The organism is Massilia frigida (genome assembly GCF_011682175.1).
In the GTDB taxonomy this organism is placed as follows: domain Bacteria; phylum Pseudomonadota; class Gammaproteobacteria; order Burkholderiales; family Burkholderiaceae_D; genus Telluria_A; species Telluria_A frigida.
Genome location: NZ_WHJG01000012.1, coordinates 129,848 through 154,496, shown reverse-complemented (window position 1 = coordinate 154,496; position 24,649 = coordinate 129,848). Strand labels below are relative to the sequence as shown.

Here is a 24,649-nt window from a genome sequence, read left to right as displayed (position 1 = left end):
CTTAATGATCCTGCGCGCGATGCGTCATCGCGTGCGCCGCTTCACGCAGCAGCTGGGCAGCGCGCTGCTGGTCGGGCGCGAACCCCAGCGCGCCTTCCTGCACGTACATGGCCATCTGCTGCAGGGCCTCGGGATGCTCCAGTTCCGCGGCCGCCTCCAGCCAGCGCCGCGCCGCCGGCAAGTCCGCCGCACAGCCCTCGCCTGCCGCCAGCATGGCCGACAGCGTGAACATGGCCGGCGCATGGCCGCGCCGCGCGCTTGACGCGATCAGCGCAAAGGCGCGCAGCGGTTCGCGCGCCGTGCCGATGCCGTTGCGGACCATGCGGCCCAGGTCATACGCGGCCGCCGCATCGTGCCCCGCCGCGTCCTGCAAACGCGCCAGGCCGGCCGGATCGAGCGGCTGCGCGCGCGCCGCAGCGCAGCCGCACAGCAGCGCCGCCAGCAGCAGGCGCCGCATCATTTCGACAGGTCGAGCGCGTACAGCGCGAAGCCCTTGCCCAGGCCATCGTCGGCCCGCAGCAGCGACACATTGCCAAGGCCGGCCTGCTGCGCCAGCGGCAGCATCGCCGGCGCCGAATGGAACACCACCGGCCCGGCGGTGCGCGTTTTGGCAAAGCGCCAGCTGCGCTGCTGGCCGTTCCGGGCGCGCGTGAGGTTCTTCACGTCCTTGATGTAGGCGATCAGCACATCGCGGTTGGCGTCCGGCGCGGCAATCGCGGTCTTGCTGCCGTCCAGGCCCGGAAAGCCGCCACCGCCGCTGGCGCGGTAGTTATTCGTCGCCACCAAAAACTCGTTCGAGGCATTGACCGGCTTGTCCCGGAAGCGCAGGTTCTTGATGCGCTGGCCCGGTGCCTTGGTGACATCGATTTCGTAACTGACCTCCTTCGACGTGAGCGCATCGAAGTTATAGGTCGGGAACGCGGTGTTGATCAGCTCCTGCGGCGTCGCCAGTTCCGGATCGATGGTGTTGAAGCGCTCCGCCGCCCGCTCCAGCCAGTCCTTCAGTTCCCCGCCATTGACCTTCACCGCGTACAGCGAATTCGGATACAGGTACAGGTCGGCAGCATTGTTGAGCGCGAGGTTGCCCGCCTTTACGTCGGTGTAATCGGTTACGCCGGCCGTGCCGCCCTTGAACGGCGACGCCATCGACAGCACCGGCAGGGCCGCGTACTGCGGCATATTGGCCTTGACGTACTTCACCACGTAATCGGTCTGCGCCTGGTTGACCACCGTGACGGCCGACACGTCGCCCACGTCGGCAAAATAAGTCGACATGCGGAAGTCGGTCGCGCCGACCGGCGTCTTGACGTAGCCGATGGTCGCTTCGTGCTCGCTCGCGACCAGCGCGGCGATGGCCGGATCGGGCGCGATGAACGATTTATCGGCCTGCTGCGCGGCGCGCGCCTCCACCGTTGTCTTGCTTGCGTCGACCACCCAGCGCTGGCCGTCGTACGACAGGTGCAGGCCGATCACGCCGAGGTGCTTGCCCCACAGGTTGGCCATCACCGTTGGCACGCCGTTGACCAGGCCCTTGACCTTGTCCACCCCCGGCAGGTTGAATTGCGGGACGGTGCTGGCCGCATTCGGAAATGGCAGGTGCGAGTGCCCGATCAGCATGGCGTCGATGCCGGGCACCCTGGACAGGTGCCAGTTCCCGTTTTCCATCGACGGCGCGTAGGTGCTGTCGTCCAGGCCACCGTGTGAAATCGCCACCACCAGATCGGCGCCCTTGGCGCGCATCTCGGGGATGAATTTGGCGGCGGTTTCGCGCAGGCCCTCGGTGTAGACCTTCCCGTCCAGCCAGCGCTTGTCCCACGACAGGATGGTCGGCGGCGCGAAGCCGATGATGCCGACCCTGAGCGTGGCCGTCACCGGCTTGCCGTCGGCGTCCAGCGCCGCAATCTGTTTTTCGATGATGCGGTAAGGTGTAAACAGCGGCTGATGCGTCTTGAGACTGTAGACGTTGGCCAGTACCTGCGGAAAGGCCGGCCCGGCGCAGCGCGGCCTGGACGCATCGACGCCATCGACCTCGAAACGGTTGCCGGTCACCTGGCTCAGATAAGCCAGGCCGTAATTGAATTCGTGGTTGCCGATGCCGCCGCCGTCGTAACCGAGCTTGTTCATGACCTTGTAGATCGCCAGCGTCTGGTCGCACCTGAGCGGGTTGGCCAGTGCCTGGTAGTCGGCCAGCGCCGTGCCCTGGATGGTGTCGCCGTTATCGAACAGCAGATTGTTCGGGAACTGCTGGCGCGCCTGGGCAATCAGCGAGGCGGTGCGGTCCAGGCCCAGCGACGGCTCGGGCGCGAGCTTGAAGTAATCGTAGCCGACCACGTTCGAATGCAGGTCGGTGGTTTCCATCACCCCGACCACCGCAGTCGAACCGGTGGGCGGCGTGGCGGCGCCGGCGACGGCGCACAACATCAGGGACACGGCGGGAATGCAAATTTGATAACGCATAGGGGCAATTTCGGCGGGTGGCAGGGGAATATTCGATGCATGATACGGCAGCGCCGCCACGCCGATCAAGCCAGGTGCGCCGGGGCGACCGGAAATGTGGCGCGCTGGGGTATAATCGAAGGTTCGATTTAACCAATTCAATAAGACCGGAAACGCCATGGAAGCCGAACGCATTAACGCCCTCTCCGCCCTGCTCAACGACCTGACGGATCGTGAAGCCGAACTTCGGAGGTATCTTTGACTTCGATAAAAAGTCAGAGAAGCTCGAACAAGTCAACGAAGAACTAGAAGATCCGACCGTCTGGAACGATCCGAAACGCGCCCAGGATCTCGGTAAAGAGAAAAAGGCGCTGGAAGGCGTGGTGCACACCTTGATCAAGGCCGACGCCGACCTGAAGGACGCGAACGACCTGTTCGCGATGGCGCGCGAAGAAAACGACGACGACACGCTCGAAGCGGTCATCGTCGACGCCGATGCCATCAAGGCCGTGGTCGAGGCGATGGAGTTCCGCCGCATGTTCGGCAACCCGATGGACGCCAACAACTGCTTCATCGACATCCAGGCCGGCGCCGGCGGTACCGAAGCCCAGGACTGGGCCTCGATGCTGCTGCGTCAATACCTGCGCTATTGCGAACGCAAAGGCTTCAATGTCGAGATTCTTGAACAGTCCGACGGCGAGGTGGCCGGCATCAAGACCGCCACCCTCAAGGTCGAAGGCGAGTACGCCTACGGCCACCTGCGCACTGAAACCGGCGTGCATCGCCTGGTGCGCAAGTCGCCGTTCGACTCGGCCAACGGCCGCCATACCTCGTTCACCAGCCTGTTCGTGTACCCGGAAGTGGATGACTCGATCCAGATCGACGTCAACCCGGCCGACATCCGCGTCGATACCTACCGCGCATCCGGCGCCGGTGGCCAGCACATTAACAAGACCGACTCCGCAGTCCGCATGACGCACGGCCCGACCGGCATCGTGGTCCAGTGCCAGAACGACCGCAGCCAGCACCGCAACCGCGCCGAGGCGATGGAAATGCTCAAGGCGAAGCTGTACGAGCACGAACTGCGCAAGCGCATGAGCGAGCAGCAAAAGCTCGAAGACTCCAAGACCGATGTGGGCTGGGGTCACCAGATCCGCTCCTACGTGCTCGATCAGTCGCGCATCAAGGACTTGCGTACCAACTTCGAAACGGGTAACACCAAGGGCGTGCTGGACGGCGACCTGGACGACTTCATTTCGGCCTCCCTCAAGCAAGGCGTGTAATTCATGACCGCTACCCGACGCGCATTCATCTTCGACATGGACGGCACCATCGTCGACAACATGTCCTTTCACACCGAGTCCTGGATCGCCTTTTTCCGGCGCCGTGGCAAGGACATCGACGCCGACGAATTTTTCCGCACCACGGCCGGCCGCCAGGGCAAGGAAATCATCCGTTCGGAGATGGGCGAACACCTCAATGACGACGAGGTGCGGGTCCTGAACGACGAAAAGGAAGTGGTCTACCGCGAGCTGTACGAGCCGCACCGCAAAACGGTGGCCGGCTTCGATGGACTGATCGCGCTGGCCAAGGAGATGAACGTGGCGCTGGCCGTGGCGACCGCCGCGCCCAACGCCAACATCACCTTCACGCTCGATGGCCTGGACCTGCGCCGCCACTTCGACACCGTCGTCGGCGCGGCCGATGTCGCGCGCGGCAAGCCGCACCCGGACGTATTCCTGCTCGCGGCGGAGCGCTGCGGCGTCGCGCCCGAGCACTGCATCGTGTTCGAAGACGCGCCGCTGGGCGTGGAAGCGGCGCGCCGCGCCGGCATGCGCGCCGTGGTGCTGACCACCACCCTGTCCGCCGACGCCTTTGCCGAATTCGACAACGTCATCCACATCGCCAGCGATTTTTCCGAGCTGACGATCGACGCCCTGTTTTCCTCCTGATTTACATTCGCACCAACCCACAAAGCGACACTCACCATGACTACGGACATCCAAGACCAAGCCCCCGCCCCGGCAGATGAAAACAAACTGATCGCCGAACGCCGCGCCAAGCTGGCTACGCTGCGCGAAGGCGGTATCGCCTTTCCTAACGATTTCCGTCCGCAGCACAAGGCGGCGCAACTGGTCGAGGAATTCGGCGGCAAGACGCGCGAAGAACTCGAAGCGACCGAGGTGCCCGTGGTCCTGGCCGGGCGCATGATGCTCAAGCGCGAAGCCGGTAAAAAAGCCGTATTCGCAACCCTGCAGGATTCGTCCGGCGCGCGCGCCGACGGCCGCATCCAGATCTACGTCACGCTCGACAAGACCGGCGAAGCGGCCATGGAAGCGCTGAGCCACTACGACCTGGGCGACATCCTGGGCGTCGAAGGCACGCTGTTCAAGACCAAGACCGACGAACTGACGGTCAAGGTGTCGACCCTGCGCCTGATCACCAAGTCGCTGCGTCCTTTGCCGGACAAATTCCATGGCCTGTCGGACCAGGAAACCAAGTACCGCCAGCGTTATGTGGACCTGATCACCAACGACCAGGCGCGCCGTACGTTCAAGGCCCGCACCGCCGCCATGTCGTCGATCCGCCGCTTCATGGAAAAGAACGACTTCATGGAAGTCGAAACGCCGATGCTGCATTCGATTCCTGGTGGCGCCGCCGCGAAGCCGTTCGTTACCCACCACAATGCGCTGGACATGGAAATGTTCCTGCGCATCGCGCCGGAGCTGTACCTCAAGCGCCTGGTGGTCGGCGGTTTTGACCGCGTGTTCGAAGTGAACCGCAACTTCCGCAATGAAGGCGTCTCGCCGCGCCACAATCCTGAATTCACGATGATGGAATTCTACGCGGCCTACACCGACTACCAGTGGATCATGGACTTCACCGAAGCGGTGATCCGCCAGGCCGCCATCGATGCGCACGGTACCGCCGAACTGACCTACGGCGGCAAGCCGCTGGACTTGTCCAAGCCATTCCGCCGCATGACCATCGTCGGCGCCATCAACGCCTACGCGCCGCACTACACCGCGGAGCAGTTGCAGGACGCGGAATTCATCAAGGCCGAACTGCTCAAATTCGGCGTGAAGCCGTTTTCGACCGCTGGTTTGGGCGCGCTGCAACTGGCGCTGTTCGAGGAAACCGCCGAAGCGCAGCTGTGGGAGCCGACCTTCATCGTCGACTACCCGGCCGAAGTATCGCCACTGGCGCGCGCGTCGGACACGGTAGCCGGCATCACCGAACGTTTCGAGCTGTTCATCGTCGGACGCGAGCTGGCCAACGGCTTCTCGGAGCTGAACGACTCCGAAGACCAGGCGGCGCGCTTCCTGGCGCAGGTCGCGGCCAAGGATGCGGGCGACGACGAGGCAATGTTCTACGACGCCGACTACATCCGCGCCCTGGAATACGGCATGCCGCCGGCTGGTGGCTGCGGGATCGGCATCGATCGCCTGATCATGCTCATTACCGATTCGCCGAACATTCGTGACGTGATCCTCTTCCCGCACCTGCGCCGCGAAGAGTAAAGACGGCGGCGGGCGCAATGCCCGCGCCCCCGTCGTCTCTGGCAATGCCAGAGACGACGGAGTCTGCATTTTTACTGTATCCGCCTTTACCCCCGCCACATCCCCCACCATACCCCCCCGTTCGAACAAACATTCTATCGAACGCCCCCGCACCATCGGTACACTCCTTGGTTCCATTGCAATATTACAAACAAGCGAGGAACCCCCATGTCCACAACCACGTACGTCCCTTACAACGACAATCTCGAACAAAAGCAGGAAAACGAGGATGAGATCATCGACAGCGTGGTCGAATCGATGATGCGCGTAAACACCCGCGTATTCGACAAACACCGCCACGCCAAGCGCGATGCCCACGCCAAGTGCCACGGGGTGCTGGTCGGCCACGTCACCGTGTACGACAACCTGGCCCCGCACCTGGCCCAGGGCGTGTTCGCCCGCCCCGCCACCTACCCGGTTGTGATCCGCCTCTCCACCGCGCCCGGCGACATCCACAGCGACAAGCTGCCATCCCCGCGCGGCATGGCGATCAAGATGCTGGGCGTGGACGGCCCGCAGTTCCTGCCCAAGCGCCAGGACGCGACCACGCAAGACCTGCTGCTGGTGAACCACCCCGTGATCGCCTTCGGCCACGCCGCCGCCTACCTCAAGACCCAGAAGCTGCTGGAAAAGCACGCGGACGACCCGGACATGGTGCGCCGCATCGTGGCCGCCCTCGCCCGTGGCGGCAGCAAGGCCCTGCACGCACTGGGCATCGAGAACCCCGTCGTCGATACGCTCGGCGCCCCCAACAACCATATCCTCGGCGAGACCTTCTTCAGCATGGCAGCGGTGCGCTACGGCGACTACGTGGCCAAGCTGTGCGCGGCACCTTTGTCGGATAAGGTGCGCACCCTCACCGGCCAGCCGCTCGGCGACGACGCCGACGACTCGGCCCTGCGCAACCTGGTGGTCGACTTCTTCGCCGGCCAGGGCGCCGAGTACGAGCTGCGCGCGCAGCTGTGCACCGACATCGCCACCATGCCGATCGAAGACGCCTCGATCGAGTGGCCGCAGGAAGCGTCGCCCTATCAGCCGGTCGCCAAGCTGACCATCCCGCCGCAGCAGGCTTTCAGCCCGGCGCGCCGCGTGTTCGCCGACGACGTCCTCTCGTTCAACCCTTGGCACTGCATCGAGGCGCACCGCCCGCTCGGCTCCATCATGCGCGCGCGCATCAAGGCCTACGAAGCGTCGTCCAAGTTCCGCCACGAGATGAATGCGCAGCCGCGCATCGAGATCGACAGCATCGGCCAGGTACCAGATTAAGTAGTCAAGCAGTCCAGGCAGTACCATTTTTTAAAGACTTAAGGAGCAATCATGAGCGATACCACCCCACAAAATAAATCTTCCAATGACCTCGCCGACATCAAGCGCAAGGTCCAGGAGGTCCTGGGAGACGCCCCCGACCTGCTCAAGCTCGCGCTCGAAAACATGCTGCGCGAGCAGGACCCGAATACCGAAGGCCACGCGGGATCGGCCGGCCGCATCGGGCGCCAGTCCGGCAAGATCTCCGAACTGACCGCCATGGCCAACCTGAAACCGGGCGGCGCCGAGCGCCTGCGCCGCATCTTCAAACTCGTCAACGGCAACTTCAACGGCGCGCAGAAGGTCTCGACCCTGCACGACATGCGCTTCGTGTTTTTTGAAAACGATACAAAGATCCTCTTCGCCACCACCTACGACGGCGATTGGGATACCTACATCGAAGACTTCGCGACCAAGATTCCCGACCTGATGGATTTGCTGTTTTCGTCCGTCGAAGGCTGGCCGGGCATCACCGATCCGGGCGTAAAGGACTTCATCGCCGGCCATCAGATCACCGCCGACGGCTGGTACGTCGCCAATCCGAACCTGTCAGTGGTCGAAACGCGCCGCCTGCAAAAGCAGAACGACGCGCTCCAGGAATTCCTGGACAAGATTGCCTGAGGTTCCCATGACGATCATCGACACCCTCAAGAACCTGGTCCACTCCTCGCCAACGCTGGAGCTGGACGACATCCAGGCCACCATCCTTTTCAAGCGTCCCGACCCTTACTTCGGCACCCACGTGCTGCTGAAAATCGGCGAGGCCGCGGGCGGGCGCGCGCTGCTCTCGCGCCTGGCGCCGCACGTGCGCAGCGCGGCCGACGCGCGCACCAATACCACCGCATGGATCGCCGTGGCCCTGAGCCACGCGGGCCTGGTGGCGCTGGACATCCCAGAGGAGTCGCTGGCCAGTTTCCCGGCCGCCTTCCGCGCCGGGATGGCGGCGCGTGCCGACCGCCTGCAAGACATCGGCGCGAGCGCACCGGCGAACTGGGAAGCGCCTTACGGCAGCGGCGACGTGCACGTGACGATCTCGATCTTCGCGCCCGATGAAGCATCGTGGAAGCACGCGCTGGCCACCGCGCAGAACGAATTCAAGGATGTCCAGGGCGTCACCTTGCTGGGCATGCACGACTTCGGCGCGCAGCCGGACAGCCTGAACCCGTTCGGCTACCGCGACAACATCAGCAACCCGGCCATCGACGGCGGCATCGAAGACCTGCTGCCGGGCCAGGGCGATGCGATCAAGGCGGGCGAACTGATTCTCGGCTATCCGGGCGAATCGGGCGTGCCGATGGCGATGCCGCAGCCGGAAGCGCTGGGGCGCAACGGCACCTTCGTCGTGATCCGCAAGTACCAGGCCGACGCCGCCGCCTTCAACCGCTTCCTGCGCGATAACGCCGACGACGAAGCCGGCCAGGAACTGCTGGCGGCCAAGCTGGTGGGCCGCTGGCGCAGCGGCGCACCGCTGACGCTGGCGCCGGAAAAGGACGATCCAGCCCTCGGCGCCGACCCGAAGCGCAACAACGACTTCACGTACAAGGACGACCAGGCCGGCCTGCAGGCGCCGCACGGCTGCCACATGCGCCGCATGAACCCGCGCGACAGCAAGCTGGCCGTGCTGACCGACGTGAACATCCACCGCATCATCCGCCGCAGCACCACCTTCGGTGCGCCGTGGCGCGCGGACCTGCTGGAAGACGACGGCCAGGAACGCGGCCTGTTCTTCATCGGGATCAGCGCCAAGGCGCCGGAAACGGTGGAGTTCATGCAGGCCGAGTGGGTCGACCATGGCAATTTCATGGACCTGGGCAAGGAGCGCGATCCGATCCTCGGCCAGCAGGATGAAGACAGCACCTTCACCATCCAGAAACGCCCGGTGCGCCAGCGCATCCACGGCATCCAGACTTTCTGCACGGTGCGTGGCGGTGAATATCTGTTCATGCCCAGCCTGACGGCATTGCGCTGGCTGGCCGGCGAAGGCCGCGACCCGGCCTGACCGGCAATCCTCCCCGGCGCCGCCGGCGCGGCGCCACTCGCCCCGGCCATGCGCGGGGGCACTTCTCAACAGCTTTCCTCGACGCAAAAGATGTTGTTTTTTCATTAAACTCTTTCCGCGCTTACCTCCCCATCTATAATATTAACAATAGGAAATTATGATTGTTTAAACGTCTTGAAAGTAGCTGAATGAAAATGAGTAATCGACATGTCGGATGGCGCATTCCGGCCGCACTGTTATCCGGGCTTTGCCTGGCCGCACTGAGTGCCTGCGGTGGCGGTGGCGGCGGCGCTACGCCTGCTAGCGCGCCACCGGCACCGGCACCGGCACCGCCATCGCCACCGCCGTCGTCGCCGCCGGTACCCGAAACCAGCGCCAGTATCAAGCCGCCCACGATCACGCTGGCTGCGGACGGGACCACGTTCTCGGTGGACTCGTCCGGTTCCGGCCCCCTGAGCTATCAATGGACGCTCAACCACGCACCGATCGAGGGTGCCACGGGCGCCACGTATACCCGTACAGCCATGAGTGCCAGCGATAACGCCGCCGTACTGCGCGTCAACGCGAGCGGCCCGGCGGGATCGGGCGAAAGCAACGGCATTGCGCTGACTGTCAACGGGATCGGCTCCCGCCCTTTTGCCGGCGCCCTTGGCGTCAAGCCCATCGTCCTGTTGGCCAACCCGGCATTCAACTTCACCTCGCTTGCCGTCGATGCCGACGGTACCCACTACGGCATCGAGGGCAAGAGCCTGTGGAAAGGCGGGCCGAAGCGCGAGTGGACCCAATTGGGCTCGAACGTGTGCGCCAACGAGGGACGGATCGCGCTCGACAAGGATCGGAATATCTACACTGGCTGCGGCAACCACGTTCTCAAGCTGACGGCGGCAGGCGTACTGTCCACCTATGCCGGCAGCAAGCTTGACCTTGGCAGCACCGATGGTCCCGGCGACAGCGCGCGCTTCGCCAGCATCAGCGCGGTCGCGGTCGATGCCAGCGGCGTGGTGTATGTCGGCGACCCCGGCAATGGCGCAGTGCGCCGCATCGGCCTCGATCGTGTAGTGACCACCCTGGCCGGCGCGGACAAGGTCGGCACGCCGCTCGACGGCACCGGGGCGGCAGCTCGCTTCGGCGCAGTCCGCTCGCTTGCGCTCGATACGGCGGGCAACCTGTTTGTGGGAGACAAAACCTCGATCCGCAAGATTACCCCGGCCGGCAAGGTCAGCACCCTCGCGGGCGACGCCCTTGCCAGCGGTGCCGCCAACGGCAGCGGCGCCGGTGCGCGCTTCGATTCACCGGCTGGCATCGTACTCGATGCCGACGGGACGCTGTTCGTCGCCGACAAGGGCAACCGCAGCATTCGCAAGGTAAGCTCAGCCGGACTGGTCAGCACCATCGCCGGCAGCGTCTTCCTGCCGGGCAGCAGCGACGGTTTCGGCAACATGGCCAGGTTTACGGCGCCGATCGCCATCAGCATCGACAACGCCGGCATGCTGTACGTGGCCGATAACCCGGCCGGTATCGTGCGCAAGGTAACGCGCGCAGGTGCGGTATCGACCGTGATGGGCGCACCGCGCGTATCGATGGTGGCCGGTTCGCTCGACGGCATCGGCCAGGAGGCGCTGTTCAACGAGCCAACACGCATGGGGACCGACGCTGCCGGCAATGTCTACGTGCTGGACAGCAAAAATTATACGATCCGTAAAATCATGCCTGGCGGCGTGGTCAGTACCCTGGCGGGCACGCCCGGCGTCAGCGGCGAGGCCGACGGCCGTGGCGCCGACGCCCGCTTGCGTGATCCCGCGGCGATGGCGGTCGCTGGCGACGGCACCGTTTATCTGCTCGACAGCAAAGCGGCACTCGCGAATCGCTACTTGCGCAAGATGACGCCGGACGGCGTCGTCAGCACCGTCGAGGTACCGGCCGACCCGGTCCTTGCCACGCTGGGCGCGCCGGTCCACCCGCCACAGCATGTCGCCATCGCAGCCGACCGTAGCGGCAACTACTACATCGCATCCCTCTGGTCCTTCAAAGCGGCTTGCGCGGACGCGCCGGCGCGCGATACCTGCGGCAAGCGGGCACGCGCAACCATCCGCAAGATTAGCCCAGCCGGCGTGGCCACCACGCTGACGACGTGGGAAGACATCTATGCGGGCAAGCCGTCCATGCAAGCGACGTTCATGCCCACCGCCATGGCCGCTGATTCGGACGGCAATGTGTATATCCTGGACCAGAGCAACCTGACGGTGATGAAGGTATCGCCCAACGGCAAGAGCTCGCCCCTGGTGGCCAGCAAGATCACGTGCGCGGGCGATGCGTTCCGCAAGACATGCCTGAACGAGCCGAACGCCATGGCGGTCGACGCGGCGGGCCGGGTATATGTCGTCAACAGATATTCTTCCGTGGTACTCATGTTCACACCGGATGGTGTGGGCAAGCTCATTGCCGGCAACTATACTTACTCAGACCTGGACTATACGCTCGCCCTGGGGCCCCTTCCCGGCGGCCTGTCGGGGCTCGCCGGAATCACGGCTACAAGCGACAGCACGCTGTACGTCACGGTACATAGCGGCGTCATCAAGATCGTGCACGAGTAGGCGCTTCACGGCTCCGGCATCTTCGCAAATCCCACCGCGAGCCGGTTCCATCCATTGATGGTCGAAATCAGCAGCGTGAGGTCGACCATTTCCCCGGCGCTGAACTGCGCGGCCAGCGCCGCGTAGCTCTCGCCCGTCTCCGGCTGCTGCGCCAGGCGCGTCATGGTTTCGGTCCAGGCCAGCGCGGCCCGTTCGCGCGGCGTGAAAAACGGCGTCTCGCGCCACACCGACACCGCATGCAGGCGCCGTTCGGTCTCGCCGCCCTTGCGCGCGTCGGTCGCGTGCATGTCCACGCAAAAAGCGCAGCCGTTGATCTGCGAACTGCGCAGCCGCACCAGCTCCGCCAGCGGCGTGTCGATACTCGACGTGGCGATGTACTGTTCGAGCGCCATCCATGCCTTGATGGCGTTCGGCGAAGCGGTTTGAAAATTGATGCGTTCCATGCTGATTCCTTTTTGGTGATGTTGACTGGTTGGCCTTACAATCATTAGACGAATCCTCCGCACGGTTTGTGACAGCTTTCCTCAAAAAGAATGAACGACACCTTCACCCGCCAATTCCACCAGCTCCGTCCACGCCTGTTCGGCATCGCCTACCGCATGCTCGGCTCGCGCGCCGATGCCGACGACGCCGTGCAGGATGCATGGCTGCGCTGGAACGCCAACGACGCGCGCGCCGACCTCGCCAGCACCGATGCCTGGCTGGTCACCGTGACCACGCGCCTGTGCATCGACCGCCTGCGCAGCGCCATCGCCGAACGCGAAGCGTACATCGGCCCGTGGCTGGCGGAACCCATCGTCACGCGCGCGAGCGACTTGCCCGAGTCGCGCCTGGAACTGGCCGGCGACGTATCGATGGCCTTCATGCTCATGCTCGAGCGCCTCGGCCCCGAAGAGCGCGCGGTATTCCTGCTGCACGAGGTGTTCGACTGCGACTACGCCGATATCGCCGCCGCCGTCGACAAGACCGAAGCGGCCTGCCGCCAGCTGCTGCACCGCGCGCGCGAACGGGTGCGCGCCGACAAGCCGCGCTTTGCGGTCAGCGATGCGGCCCACATGGAGCTGCTGGGGCGCTTCGTGACGGCCGCGCAAAGCGGCGAGCGCGCGCAACTGGCGCAGCTGTTCGTGCCGGATGCCACCTTCCGCGCCGACGGCGGCGGCAAGGTCTCGGCCACGATCAACGTCGTGCGCGGCGCCGACAAGATCGCGCGCTTCTACGAAAGCATGGCACGCAAGCATGGCGCCGCCACCACCTTCGAACACGCGACCATCAACGGCGAGGCCGGCCTGCTGCGCCTTGTCGACGGCAAGCTCGATTCGACCATGTCGTTCGATATGGAAGATGGCAGGATTGCTGCAATCTACGTGGTGCGCAATCCCGACAAACTGGTGCACGCTTCGTGAACGCCGACGCCGGTTCGACATCCCTGGCGTGCCTGCGCGGCATGGTCGCCGCGCGCGCCGTGAACGAAGGGCGCACCGATTCCATCTGGCCTGGCCTGCGCTACTACCGCTTTTCGACCCCGGTCCGCTACGACAAAACCCAGACGCTGGCGCCGGGCATCGTGGTCGTTCTTCAGGGCCGCAAGAGCGCCCGCCTCGGCGCCAGCACGCTCGCTTACGACGAGATGAGCTGCCTCGTGCTCGGCGCCGAAACCCGCTGCGAAGGCACCGTGGTCGAGGCCAGCCCGGGCCGTCCGTATCTCGCGATCCATATGGACCTGCCGCCCGACCTGCTGGTGAAGACCTTCATCGCGCTGGCCGGCGCCGCGCCGCCGTCCACTGCGCAGACGACCCCGAACTACGTCGCGCCGGTCGACGGGCGCGTGCTCGACGCGTTCACGCGCCTGCTGCCGGCGACCGACCACCCAGTCGACCGCGCCACCATCGCGCCGCTGATCGTCGAAGAGATCATCGTGCGCCTGCTCAGGTCCGGCGCTGCGGGCGCCATCCGCGATGCCGCCGCGATCAAGCGTTCGGCGGCCCGCATCCAGAAAGCGGTGCAACTGATACAGCAGCACTTCCGCCGCCCGCTGGACATCGCCGAACTGGCTGGCGCCGTGGCGATGAGTCCCTCGCACTTCGCCCACACCTTCCGCGAGGTGGCCGGACTGGCGCCGATGCATTTTTTGCGCAATACGCGCCTCGACGAGGCACGGGTGCTGCTGCTGGCCGGCGGCAAGCGGCCCGGCGAGGTGGCCGCCATGACGGGCTTCGACAGCGCCGCGCACTTCACGCGCGAATTCAAGCGCCGCTACGGGGCCCCGCCGGCGCAATACGCGCGCCAGCTCGCAAGTCAGCAGGCCCAGTCAATATAAGCGCAGCCCGGGCGCTGGCGGCGCCGCGCGCCAGCGCCTATCGTATGGGTACGGCCGATTCGCGGCCGCGACCAACCTGTGCAAAGCGACGCAACCATGACCGGCACCACCTTCATCATCACATTCACCACCCGGCCCGAGGCCGCATCCGACTTCCGCGCGATGCTCGATGGCGTCAAGCGCGAGCTGCCCACCGTTGCCGGCTGCCGCGGGGTGAGCATCTTCCGCGCCAGCGACGATCCGGCCGTGTTCACGCTGGTCGAGCAGTGGGACAGCGAACAGGCGCACAAGAAGCACATCGAGACGCTGAGCGCCTCCGGCGGATGGGACGCCATTGCCGCCTGCCTGCTGGAGCCGCCGTCAGGCCGCTATGCCAGCCAGTTGTAAAATTCGGCTCGCCAAAGCGTGTGCGCAGCCAAAAATGCCAGCGGGCGGCACTCGAAATTCGCCCGTTGACATCGTGGAAACGTTAAAATGCCGGCATGTATTTCGATCCACGCTCCCTGTCCAGGACCGCACTCTCCCTGATCCTGTTCGGGCTGGCCGCGCAGCCAGCGCCAACGCGCGCTGACGATGCCGAAGTCGCGACGGTGACCGTGACAGGCAAGAAAGCGCCGGTCGTCAAAAAGATCGACAAGACTGTCCATGACGTGTCCAGCATGCCAAGGGCGGCCAACGGTAGCGCCCAGGACGTGTTGCAGTCGACGCCCGAGGTCGCGGTGACGGCCGACGGCCAGATTTCGGTCAAGGGAAATACCCAGGTCACGGTCCTGGTCGACGGCAAGCCGACGGCGATGTTGTCGGGCGATGAGCGGGCGGTGGCGCTGCAAACCATGAGCGGCGCCGACATCGCCAGCATCGAAGTGATCACCAATCCGTCCGCCGCCTACAACGCCAATGGCGGGGCGATCCTCAATATCGTCTTGAAGCGCAACCGCAAAGCGGGTGCGCGCGCGCAGATGCAGGCCAGCGCCGCCGACCACGGCCTGTGGAATGTCGGCACATCGGGCGACCTGACCAGCAAGGATATCAGCGTGCACGGCAACCTGGCGTATCGCCGCGACGGCACGCAAAAATTCCGCCGGTCGGCAGTCGAGTGGAATAATCCTCTCAGCGGGCAAACCGGAACGACCGTGCAGACCTCGGAGATATTCGTGCGCCGCAAAGTCCACAGTGCGGCACTGGGCGTCGATGTCGCCCTCAGCGACACAGATAGCCTGAGCCTGTCGGTGAAATATAATGACCGGGGTTCGCGTCCGCTGCACGACACGCTGAACGTGGCCCGCGACGGTGCCGGCCAGACCATCTTTCATCGCATCTCCTACGGCCCCAATGAGCAGGCCGACGACAGCGCCAGCCTCAATTACAGCCACCAGGACAAGGGGAGCGCGCTCAAGGCGATGGTCCAGCGCAGCCATACGAAAGGCCTGATCGACAAGTCATTCAGCGATGTATTCGTCGAACCGGCGCGCGCCACCAGCTACAGTCGCGGTGCCACCAGGTCGGCGCGCCACCTCGACCAGGCCACCCTCGACTGGAGCCGCGCGTCCGCTCACGGCCAGTGGGGCATGGGCCTCGATATCCAGGACCAGGTCAACGACCTCCATAACTATCAGGCGTCGGTCGACCGTGCGACGGGAGCGGAGACGCCCGATCCCGAGACGACCAATGGCTATGCCGTGGCCACCACGCTCAGTGCCGCCTATCTCACCGACCAGATCAGGCATGGGAAATGGGAAGCGCTTTTGGGCGGACGGATGGAGCGCATGGCGCTTCGGGTCAGACCGGCAGACGGCGCCATGCAGACAGGACGCTGGCAGGCATTCAATCCCAGCCTGCACCTGAAGTATGCCGCCAGCGACGAAGCCGACCTGACGCTCAGCTATCGGCGCAGCCTGCAGAGGCCCGATCCGCGCGATCTGAATCCGTTCACCACCTACGTCGATGCGCAAAACCTCAGCCGGGGCAATCCCGGCCTCAAGCCGCAGCTTCTGACCTCATGGGAGATCGGCGCCAACGCGGACATGGAGCATCTGAGCGGCAGTGCGAGTACCTTCTACCGAACCAGCCGCGATACGGTGGCCGATGCGCGCAGTTTCGCCGACAACGTGCTGGTCACCTCAAAGCAGAATGGCGGGCAGGCGCGCTCGGCAGGCGTCACAGGCTCTCTCGATTGGACGCCCGATGCGAAGCTGAGTCTGGGCATGGATGGCGGCGCCTATCGCGTGGTGCTGTCCACCCCCGATTTGTATGGTGCTGTGCGCCAGGACGGCATCGCTGGATATATCAACCTGAGGGCAAGTTACAGCGCAGGACCAGACAATCTGTCGCTCGACGCGCATGGCCAGTCGTCGGCAATCACGCCACTCGGCCGGCATGGCGCGACCAGCAATGTGAACCTGAGCTGGAAGCGCCAGTTGAGCAAGACGCTCAGCCTGACGGTCAACGCCAGCGATATCTTCGATGGCAGCAAGCGCACCTACCGCACCGCTGCGAGCACCTTCCGCCAGGACGGCTACGATCATTTCCTCGCCCGGCGCATCTACGTGGGCTTTGTCAAAAAGTTCGAGTGACGCGCACGAATGCAAAGTGGTGCGCGCCGGCCGGCGCGCACCATGCAGCTTAGGTAATCACACGGTAACAAGGCGTATAAGCCTTGCCCGGCAATTTCATCCGGCTTTGCGCGACGAACGACGACAGCAGCGCATCCATCGGTCCCATGATGGCGGCGTCGCCGTGGATTTCGAAGTGCCCGAATTTCTCGATTGCGCGGATGCCCTCATCCTTGACGTTACCCGCCACCACGCCCGAAAACGCGCGCCGCAGGTTGGCCGCCAGCAGATGCTTTTCCTGGTTCTTGTGCAGGGAGAGGTTGCGCATGTTTTCGTGCGTCGGCCGGAACGGACGCTGGAATTCCTCGTCGATCTTGAGCAGCCAGTTGAAATAATAGGCATCGCTGCGCGCTTTGCGGAATTCGCGCACCTGGCGAATCCCCAGCTGCATCTCCTTGGCCACCATTTCCGGATCGTCGATGATGATCTTGTAGCGTTTCTGCGCTTCCTCGCCCAGGGTATCGGCGATGAACTGGTTAATCTGGATGAAATAGTCGCGCGCCGTCTCCGGTCCCGTGAAAATGAGCGGATACGGCATGTCGGCATTGTCCGGATGGAGCAGGATGCCGAGAATGTACAAAATCTCTTCGGCGGTGCCGGCGCCGCCCGGGAACACGATGATCCCGTGTCCCGTGCGCACGAACGCTTCGAGCCGCTTTTCGATATCCGGCATGATCACCAGGTCGTTGACGATCGGATTGGGCGATTCGGCGGCGATGATGCCCGGCTCCGAAATGCCCAGGTAGCGCCCGCCCGCCAGGCGCTGCTTGGCGTGGCCGATGGTGGCCCCTTTCATCGGCCCCTTCATCGCGCCCGGGCCGCAGCCGGTGCAAATGTCGAGGTCGCGCAAGCCCATCTGGTAGCCGACTTCCTTGGAATAGTTGTATTCGATCCGGTTGATCGAGTGCCCACCCCAGCACACCACCAGGTTCGGGTTGCGCTGCGGCTGCAGCACATTGGCGTTGCGCAAGATATGGAACACCGAATCGGTGATGCCTTCCGTGCGCGACATGTCGAACTTGGGATTGTCCGTCACTTCGCTGCTGATGAAAATAATGTCGCGCAGCACCGCGAACAGGTGCTCGTGGATGCCCTTGATCATTTTGCCATCGACGAAGGCAATCGCCGGGGCGCCCCGGATCTCCAGCTTGATGCCGCGCTCGCGCTGCACGATGCTGATATCGAAGGATTTATAACGTTCCAGCAGTTCTTTTCCATCGTCGATGGTGCTGCCGCAGTTCAGGACCGCCAGTGCGCAGTTGCGGAAGATTTGATACAGGCCGCCCTGGCTGGTGTCGAGCAGCTTATAGACTTCGGCTTTCGAGAGCACTTCCAGCTGGCCTTCCGGCGAAATCAGGGTATCGACAACGTCATGTTCCATAGTACAAATCCTTTTCGATTCTGTGTAACAAACAAGCCTGCAATGCCAATATACGACAACTCGCCGCTCTTGGGGGCACAAGTTCCTCTGTGCTTGCGCCGCCTCGTTTCATGGCTTAATTAGCACATCTGGCAAAAATTCGCTGGGCGTAGTCGATTTACATTAAAATGCGACCCTATTGGAAATCCGGGGTCACGAGCCACGGCTGTCCATATGATTTATCCAACCATAACCATATTCAGGAGAAACCGCATGAGCGGTGCCGCTACCACACCCCACCAGGAAGTTGTAATCCCGGAGTTCAAGCAGATCTTGGGTCATCCAAGTCCGCTCTGGATGTTGTTCATGACCGAATTCTGGGAGCGTTTTGCTTTCTATGGCATCCGCTGGGCGCTCGTGCTATATATAGTCACGCAGTTCTACGGGGGCGACGCCAGCGGCCAGCAGGCGGCCAACCTGACCTATGGCTCCTATCTCGCGCTGGTATACGCCGGCGCCGTCTTCGGCGGCTATGTCGCCGACAAAGTGATCGGCTACCAGCGTTCGATCCTGATCGGCGCCGCCTTCATGGCAGCCGGCCTGTTCGCCATCACGGTCCCTAACGAAGATGTGTTCAAGCTCGGCCTGGCCACCATCATCGTCGGTAACGGCCTGTTCAAACCGAACATCTCGACCATGGTCGGCAAGCTGTACGCACTGAACGACACCCGCCGCGATTCCGGCTTCACCATTTTCTACATGGGCATCAACGCCGGCGCATTCCTCGCTCCGATCTTCACCCAGGTGCTGGCCCAGAAAGTGTTCAACACCGGCGACATCCCGGCCTACAAGGTCGTGTTCTTCGCTTCCGGTATCGGCATGCTGATCAGCCTGGTATGGTTCTTCTTCGGCCGCGCCACCCTCAAGGGTATCGGCGCCCCACCAGCGGAAGACAACAGCCCGAAACGCATGCTCATGGTGGTCGCCGGCGCCCTGCTGGTCATTCCGCTGATGTATTTCCTGCTCAAGGCCGGCGCCAACAATCTGCAGGTCGTTCTCACGATCCTGTTCCTGATCCTGGCCGGCATGCTGATCGCCGAAGGTATCCGCGACGGCAAAATCGCGCGCGACAAGACCTTCGCCATGATGATCATCTTCGCCTTTAACATCCTGTTCTGGATGTTCTTCGAGCAGGCTGGCAGCTCGTTCACCTTCCTGGCCGAGAGCATCGTCGACCGCAAGGGTGCGCTGTCCTTCATCACCGCGCCATTCGGCATGACCGAATTCCCGACCGCCTGGTTCCAGAGCGTGAACTCGGTGGCCATCATCGCCTGCGCTCCGATCATCGCATGGGTCTGGGTTGCCATGGGCAAGGCCAACGTCAATCCGTCGATTCCGCGTAAATTCGGCCTGGGTATCATTTTCAACGGCCTCGCTTTCGGCCTGCTGATGTACGCGCTGACCCATCTGGTCGATCCTACCTACGGCAAGATCCCGTTCTGGACCCTGTTCGCCGTCTACTGGGTGCAGTCGATCGGTGAGCTGTGCCTGTCCCCGATCGGCCTGTCGATGGTCACCAAGCTGGCGCCAACGCGCCTGGTCGGCCTGGGCATGGGCGGCTGGTTCCTCTCGACCGGGATCGGCAATAACCTGTCCGGCATCTTCGCCAGCAGTGTCAGCGGCGAATCGGGCATGTCGATCGCGTCGGCGCTGAACGGCTACACGCAGGGATTCTGGTGGCTGATGGCTGGTGGCGTACTGCTGTTCCTGCTCGCACCACAGATCCAGAAACTGATGCACGGCGTGAAGTAAGCGCTGTAGCACCATGAACAACGGCGGCCCGCGGGCCGCCGTTGTCGTTTACCCGATCTGATCGAGCGCGCGCTGCATCTCGTTCATTTCCGCCACCAGCCAGGCGCGGAAGCGCTGCACCTTCGGCATGTTCTCCTTGCTGCGGTTGACCAGGAAGCGGTAGCCGCTACCGAATGGCGCACTGCGGCAATTGATCTGCCGCAGCGACCCTTTCAGGATATCCTGGAACGCGATCCCGTACGCCACCAGCGCGATCCCCTGCCCCGCCACCGCCGCCTGCGCCAGCACGCCCCAGTGGCTGTACCCGCGCGAAAAATCGTATTTACCCTTCAGGGCCTTGTTCTCGTTGAGCAGCTGGAGCCAGGACTCGGTCGAATTTTCGTACAGCAGCGGGAAATTGGGCAGGTCGGCCAGGGTCAGTTCGGCCTGGCCCGGCGCCAGCAGGTCCGGACTGTAGACGGCGATCAGGCGCTCGCGAAACAGCAGCGCCGGGTCGCCATCGCCCACCGGCCCGTAACGCACCGCCACGTCGCTGCTGTCGTCTTCCAGGTCGACCGGCGCATCGTTCGAGTCGAGCCGGATATCGAGTTCCGGATACAGCTTGGTAAACCGGTGCATGCGCGGCACCAGCCACTTGATCGCGAACGAATGGGTGGTCGAGATGCGCAGCACCGATTCCTCGTCGCCGCCTTGCAGCGCGCCGATCTTGGCGCGCAGTTCGGCCAGCATGCGCGCCACCAGCACCGCCAGTTCCTGGCCCTTGGCGGTCAAGGTCACATGGCGCGCATGACGGATGAACAGGGAAAAACCCAGGTTTTCTTCAAGCTGCTTGACCTGCTGGCTGATCGCCGCCGGCGTCTTGTGCAGCTCCTGGGCCGCCAGCTTGAAGCTGCCCCAGCGCGCCGCGCAGTCGAAGTCCAGCAGCCCGGAAAGCGTGCGCAATGGCTTCATGCATATTCCATGAATAAGATTTTCTTGCTCATCGGTTCAATTTTTCTCGGTTGTTGAATCGCCATACTAAGCAGAAAATATACTGGAATCAACAAGGGAATGCGATGCGCAAGAATATATTGGTGATAGGCGGTACCCGCTACTTCGGCAAGCTGCTGGTGCAGCGTTTGCTTAACGCGGGTCACCAGGTGACGATTGCCACGCGCGGCATCACCGCCGACCCGTTCGGCGCGCGCATCGCCCGCATCCGGGTCGACCGCCGCAGCGAACATGCCATGCGCGCCGCCTTCGCCGCCACCGGCGGCTACGACATCGTCTACGACCAGATGTGCTACAGCCCCCTGGACGCGGCCATCGCCGTCAAGGTCTTCGCCGGCAAGGTCAAACGCTACATCGTCGCCTCCACCATCGACGTCTACCGCGATCTGCTCGGCCGCCAGGATGCGCCGTTCGCGGAAGACGACATCAATATGCTCGCCCAGCCGATCGACACGCGCTACCCGTGGCACGACACCCGGCTCGCCACCCAGAGCTACGTGATGGGTAAACTCCAGGCCGAAGCCTATCTGTACCGCGACGGCTCGCTGCCGCTGGTAACGGTGCGCATCGGCCACGTGCTGGCCGGGGCGGAAGACTTTACCGGGCGCCTGGCCCATTACGTCGACCTGGTGCGCCAGCACGCGCCGCTGCGCTACGCGAATGCGGCCGCCGCCAGCTCCTTCATGAGCGCCCAGGGCACCAGCAATTTCCTGCTGTGGGCCGGCGCCCAGGACTTCCTGGGACCGGTCAACGCGGCCTGCGACGGCGGCCTGTCCGCATTCGACCTGTACCAGCGCATCGGCATGCTGCTCGACGTGCCGGTGCGCGCCCTGCCCGTCAAACCGCCGGTGCCGGCCGGCGAACTGAGTCCCTTCGACTACCCGGCCCCATATATGATGGATACCGCGCGCGCCGCGCAGCTGGGCTACCGCTTCGGCCACAGCGACGACTGGCTCGATCACCTGATCCTGCAGCACGACCTGGCCTTCGTCTGAGCGGACGCGGGGCCGCCAAAGCGATCGACTATAATTCGCCGGACAGGGCCGTCACTCTTGGCACGGCCCGCTCTGGCGGACACCGTTTTGACTACAGACACCTTCTTACAGCGCTGGCTGACGCGCAAATACATCCTTCGCGCCCTGCTGCTGGCGCTTGCCGCAGGCCTGCTGATGGTCCTTGGCCTGCTCGGCTACTTTTACGGCGTGATCGTGCCGCGCGTGCCCGCCATCGACGCGGTCACCGACTACCGCCCCAAGATCCCGCTGCGCATCTACACCGCCGACAACGTGCTGATCGGCGAATTCGGCGAAGAACACCGCGACTTCATCCCGATCCAGCAAGTGCCCGACATGATGAAGAACGCCGTGCTGGCCATCGAAGACACGCGCTTCTACCAGCACGGCGGCGTCGACTGGATCCGCGCGGCCGGGGCGGCGCGGGCCAACCTGCGCGGCGGCTTTCGCGAAGGGGCGTCGACCATCACCATGCAGGTCGCCCGTAATTTCTTCCTCACGCGCGACAAGGTCCTGGGCCGCAAGGCCGATGAAGTCGCCCTGGCCTTCAAGATCGAGAGCGCGCTCAAGAAAGACAAGATTCTCGAACTGTATATGAACCAGATTTTCCTGGGACGGCGCTCGTACGGCTTTTCCAGCGCCGCCCAGGCCTACTTCGGCAAACGCCTCGACCAGCTCTCGATCGCCGAAATGGCCATGCTGGCCGGCGTCCCGCGCGACCCGGTCAGCAACAACCCGGTCGTCAACCCGCGCAACGCCAGGCAGCGGCAGTTGGTCGTGCTCAAGCGCATGCGCGAGCTGGGCTACCTGAACGACGCCCAGTATGCGAGCGCGAAAGAGGAACCGATCCGCATCGCGGCCAAGCGCCAGGAGTTCGACACCCACGCCGAGTACGTGGCCGAACTGGCGCGCCAGATGGTCTTCGACCAATACAGGGATGACGCCTACACGCGCGGCATCACCGTCCACACCACCATCCTCAAGTCCGAACAGGACGCCGCCTACGATTCGGTGCGCCGCAATGTGCTGGCCTACGACCAGCGGCACGGCTACCGCGGTCCGGAATCGTTCATCGACCTGCCGTCGAATCCCGAGGAACGCGCCGACGACATCCGTGAAGAATTGCGCAAGCGCCCGGTTAGCGACGGCCTGATGCCGGCCGTGGTAACGGAGGTATCGGCCAAACTGGTCGCCGTCGAAACCATGGACGGCGAGCGCATCGAGATCAGCGGCGCCGGATTGCGTTTCGCCGCGCCAGCGCTGGCGGCCGGCGCCAAGGCCGCTATCAAACTGCGCCCGGGCGCGGTGGTGCGCATCGCCCAGGACAAGGCCAAAGACAAAGAGAAGGACAAGGACGACAAACCGTGGTCGATCGTGCAGCTGCCGCAGGTGGCGGCCGGTTTCGTGGCGATCGATTCGGCCACCGGGGCCTACCACGCGCTGGTGGGCGGCTTCGATTACGGCCTGAATAAATACAACCACGTCACCCAGGCCTGGCGCCAGCCCGGCTCCTCGATCAAGCCTTTCATCTACTCGGCTTCCATCGAAAAAGGGTATTCGCCGGGCACCCGCATTCTCGACGAAGCGCTGGCGATGCCTAGCGGCGGCGGCAACACCTGGACCCCGCAGAACGACGACGGCAAATTCGACGGCGAAGTAAGCATGCGGCGCGCGCTGGTGCACTCGAAAAACGTGCCGTCGGTGCGCCTGCTGCGCGCCATCGAGGTCGGCTACGGCCATGAATTCCTGGGCAAATTCGGCTTCGACCTGACGCGCCACCCGAAAAACCTGACCATGGCGCTCGGCACGGGCGCGGTCACGCCGCTGCAACTGGCCGGCGCGTATGCGGTGTTTGCCAACGGCGGTTTCGCCGTCAAGCCCTATCTGATCGCCACGATCAAGGACGGCAACGGCACCATCCTGCTTGAGACGCCGGTGCCCGCCGGCGGCGACGAGACCATGCGCGTGATCGACCAGCGCAACGCCTTTTTGGTCGACAGCATGCTGCGCGACGTGACCCGCTTCGGCACCGCCGCCGGCGCCACCAGGCAGCTTGGCCGCAGCGACCTGGCCGGCAAGACCGGCACCACCAGCGACGCCTTCGACGGCTGGTTCGCCGGCTATGCCGGCAACGTGGTGGGGGTGGCCTGGATGGGCTACGACGACCCGCGTTCGCTGGGCGGGCGCGAGTTCGGCGCCACCCTGGCCATGCCGATCTGGGTCGACTACATGCGCGCCGCGCTCGACAAGCGTCCCGGCAAGGAACGCGCCGTGCCGGAAGGCGTGGTGCGCGAGGACGACGACTGGATCTATGCCGAATACGCGGGCAGCACCGAGTTCAAGACGATCGACATGGATGCGCTGCCGGCGCTGCCGGGCGACCCTGCGGAGCCGGGCGAACCGGCCGTGCCGGGCCAGCCGCCGGTGCCGGGCTTGCCCGCCGTGCCGCCGGTGCCGCAACAACCGCAACCGGTGCACGGCGCCGAATCGCAGGCGGGCGGCTAGCCGCACACTCGTCGTTCCTGCCATTGGCAGAAACGACGGCTGGGTGGTCAGAACGACGGGGGAATGGCGGGAACGACGGCGTTACGCATTTCACTTCCGCGTTTGCGCTTTGCCAGCTATGATGAGACGCTTTTTTAGCCCCCCCC

19 protein-coding genes are annotated in these 24,649 nt (G+C 64.1%); 14 read left to right on the top strand and 5 right to left on the bottom strand.

The genetic code is table 11. From position 1 onward, the window contains the following. Nucleotide 1 precedes the first annotated feature (1 nt). Nucleotides 2–460 carry a tetratricopeptide repeat protein gene (locus F2P44_RS14275; protein ID WP_167087451.1) on the bottom strand — a complete coding sequence of 153 codons (459 nt, stop codon included), beginning with the start codon at nt 458–460 and terminating at the stop codon, nt 2–4. Further along, nucleotides 457–2,457 (bottom strand): bifunctional 2',3'-cyclic-nucleotide 2'-phosphodiesterase/3'-nucleotidase, encoded by a 2,001-nt coding sequence (locus tag F2P44_RS14270; RefSeq protein WP_167087449.1) that lies wholly within the window; start codon nt 2,455–2,457, stop codon nt 457–459. The genes F2P44_RS14275 and F2P44_RS14270 overlap by 4 nt, the downstream gene beginning before the upstream one ends. 157 nt (nt 2,458–2,614) lie before the next feature. On the opposite strand from F2P44_RS14270, the gene prfB reads away from it, so the two are divergent. The 7 genes from prfB to F2P44_RS14235 all read left to right on the top strand — a co-directional run bounded on the left by prfB (nt 2,615) and on the right by F2P44_RS14235 (nt 11,894). Continuing rightward, a protein-coding gene (gene prfB / locus F2P44_RS14265; RefSeq protein ID WP_167087447.1) for a peptide chain release factor 2 occupies nt 2,615–3,719 on the top strand; the annotation gives its coding sequence in 2 pieces (ribosomal slippage) (nt 2,615–2,695 and nt 2,697–3,719; 1,104 coding nt in all). 3 nt (nt 3,720–3,722) lie between these two features. Further along, the gene (locus F2P44_RS14260) at nt 3,723–4,388 is read left to right on the top strand and encodes an HAD family hydrolase (RefSeq protein ID WP_167087445.1); all 666 of its coding nucleotides are present in this window, start codon (nt 3,723–3,725) and stop codon (nt 4,386–4,388) included. Nucleotides 4,389–4,424: 36 nt separating this feature from the next. Continuing rightward, complete coding sequence (gene lysS / locus F2P44_RS14255) at nt 4,425–5,957, top strand: lysine--tRNA ligase (protein WP_167087443.1); 1,533 nt, start codon at nt 4,425–4,427, stop codon at nt 5,955–5,957. A gap of 207 nt (nt 5,958–6,164) precedes the next feature. Beyond that, the gene (locus F2P44_RS14250; RefSeq protein ID WP_167087441.1) at nt 6,165–7,262 is read left to right on the top strand and encodes a catalase family protein; all 1,098 of its coding nucleotides are present in this window, start codon (nt 6,165–6,167) and stop codon (nt 7,260–7,262) included. A 51-nt stretch (nt 7,263–7,313) separates the two neighbouring features. Next, entirely contained in the window at nt 7,314–7,922 is a 609-nt protein-coding gene (locus F2P44_RS14245) for a hypothetical protein (protein ID WP_167087439.1), read from the top strand. 7 nt (nt 7,923–7,929) lie between these two features. Beyond that, nucleotides 7,930–9,300: a Dyp-type peroxidase gene (locus F2P44_RS14240; protein WP_167087437.1), complete on the top strand. Its 1,371-nt coding sequence runs from the start codon at nt 7,930–7,932 to the stop codon at nt 9,298–9,300. 194 nt (nt 9,301–9,494) lie between these two features. After that, nucleotides 9,495–11,894 carry an NHL repeat-containing protein gene (locus tag F2P44_RS14235; protein ID WP_167087435.1) on the top strand — a complete coding sequence of 800 codons (2,400 nt, stop codon included), beginning with the start codon at nt 9,495–9,497 and terminating at the stop codon, nt 11,892–11,894. Nucleotides 11,895–11,899: 5 nt separating this feature from the next. Here the strand turns inward: F2P44_RS14235 and F2P44_RS14230 are convergent, their stop codons facing one another. Continuing rightward, the gene (locus F2P44_RS14230; protein ID WP_167087433.1) at nt 11,900–12,337 is read right to left on the bottom strand and encodes a carboxymuconolactone decarboxylase family protein; all 438 of its coding nucleotides are present in this window, start codon (nt 12,335–12,337) and stop codon (nt 11,900–11,902) included. A gap of 90 nt (nt 12,338–12,427) precedes the next feature. On the opposite strand from F2P44_RS14230, the gene sigJ reads away from it, so the two are divergent. The 4 genes from sigJ (at nt 12,428) to F2P44_RS14210 (ending at nt 16,784) form a co-directional block, all read left to right on the top strand. Beyond that, the gene (gene sigJ, locus F2P44_RS14225; protein WP_167087431.1) at nt 12,428–13,297 is read left to right on the top strand and encodes an RNA polymerase sigma factor SigJ; all 870 of its coding nucleotides are present in this window, start codon (nt 12,428–12,430) and stop codon (nt 13,295–13,297) included. Then, a complete protein-coding gene (locus tag F2P44_RS14220; protein WP_370662688.1) occupies nt 13,294–14,211 on the top strand; it encodes an AraC family transcriptional regulator in 918 nt (305 codons plus the stop codon). Before sigJ ends, F2P44_RS14220 begins: the two co-directional genes overlap by 4 nt. Before the next feature lie 96 nt (nt 14,212–14,307). Then, a complete protein-coding gene (locus tag F2P44_RS14215; RefSeq protein WP_167087429.1) occupies nt 14,308–14,598 on the top strand; it encodes a putative quinol monooxygenase in 291 nt (96 codons plus the stop codon). A gap of 95 nt (nt 14,599–14,693) precedes the next feature. Then, nucleotides 14,694–16,784, top strand: a complete 2,091-nt coding sequence (locus F2P44_RS14210; RefSeq protein ID WP_167087427.1) for a TonB-dependent receptor — start codon at nt 14,694–14,696, stop codon at nt 16,782–16,784. A gap of 49 nt (nt 16,785–16,833) precedes the next feature. On the opposite strand, the gene ppnN is transcribed toward F2P44_RS14210, so the two are convergent. After that, on the bottom strand, nt 16,834–18,204 hold the full coding sequence (gene ppnN, locus F2P44_RS14205; protein WP_167087425.1) for a nucleotide 5'-monophosphate nucleosidase PpnN: 1,371 nt from the start codon (nt 18,202–18,204) through the stop codon (nt 16,834–16,836). Nucleotides 18,205–18,417: 213 nt separating this feature from the next. Here ppnN and F2P44_RS14200 point away from each other — a divergent pair, with 213 nt between their 5' ends. Then, the gene (locus F2P44_RS14200; protein ID WP_441295293.1) at nt 18,418–19,995 is read left to right on the top strand and encodes a peptide MFS transporter; all 1,578 of its coding nucleotides are present in this window, start codon (nt 18,418–18,420) and stop codon (nt 19,993–19,995) included. Nucleotides 19,996–20,043: 48 nt separating this feature from the next. Here the strand turns inward: F2P44_RS14200 and F2P44_RS14195 are convergent, their stop codons facing one another. Further along, the gene (locus F2P44_RS14195; RefSeq protein ID WP_167087421.1) at nt 20,044–20,946 is read right to left on the bottom strand and encodes a LysR substrate-binding domain-containing protein; all 903 of its coding nucleotides are present in this window, start codon (nt 20,944–20,946) and stop codon (nt 20,044–20,046) included. Nucleotides 20,947–21,068: 122 nt separating this feature from the next. Here F2P44_RS14195 and F2P44_RS14190 point away from each other — a divergent pair, with 122 nt between their 5' ends. Together F2P44_RS14190 and F2P44_RS14185 are read left to right on the top strand one after the other, a co-directional pair. Continuing rightward, nucleotides 21,069–21,980 carry an NAD-dependent epimerase/dehydratase family protein gene (locus F2P44_RS14190; protein ID WP_370662687.1) on the top strand — a complete coding sequence of 304 codons (912 nt, stop codon included), beginning with the start codon at nt 21,069–21,071 and terminating at the stop codon, nt 21,978–21,980. Between the two features lie 174 nt (nt 21,981–22,154). Further along, the gene (locus F2P44_RS14185; protein WP_167087479.1) at nt 22,155–24,503 is read left to right on the top strand and encodes a penicillin-binding protein 1A; all 2,349 of its coding nucleotides are present in this window, start codon (nt 22,155–22,157) and stop codon (nt 24,501–24,503) included. Nucleotides 24,504–24,649 lie beyond the last annotated feature (146 nt).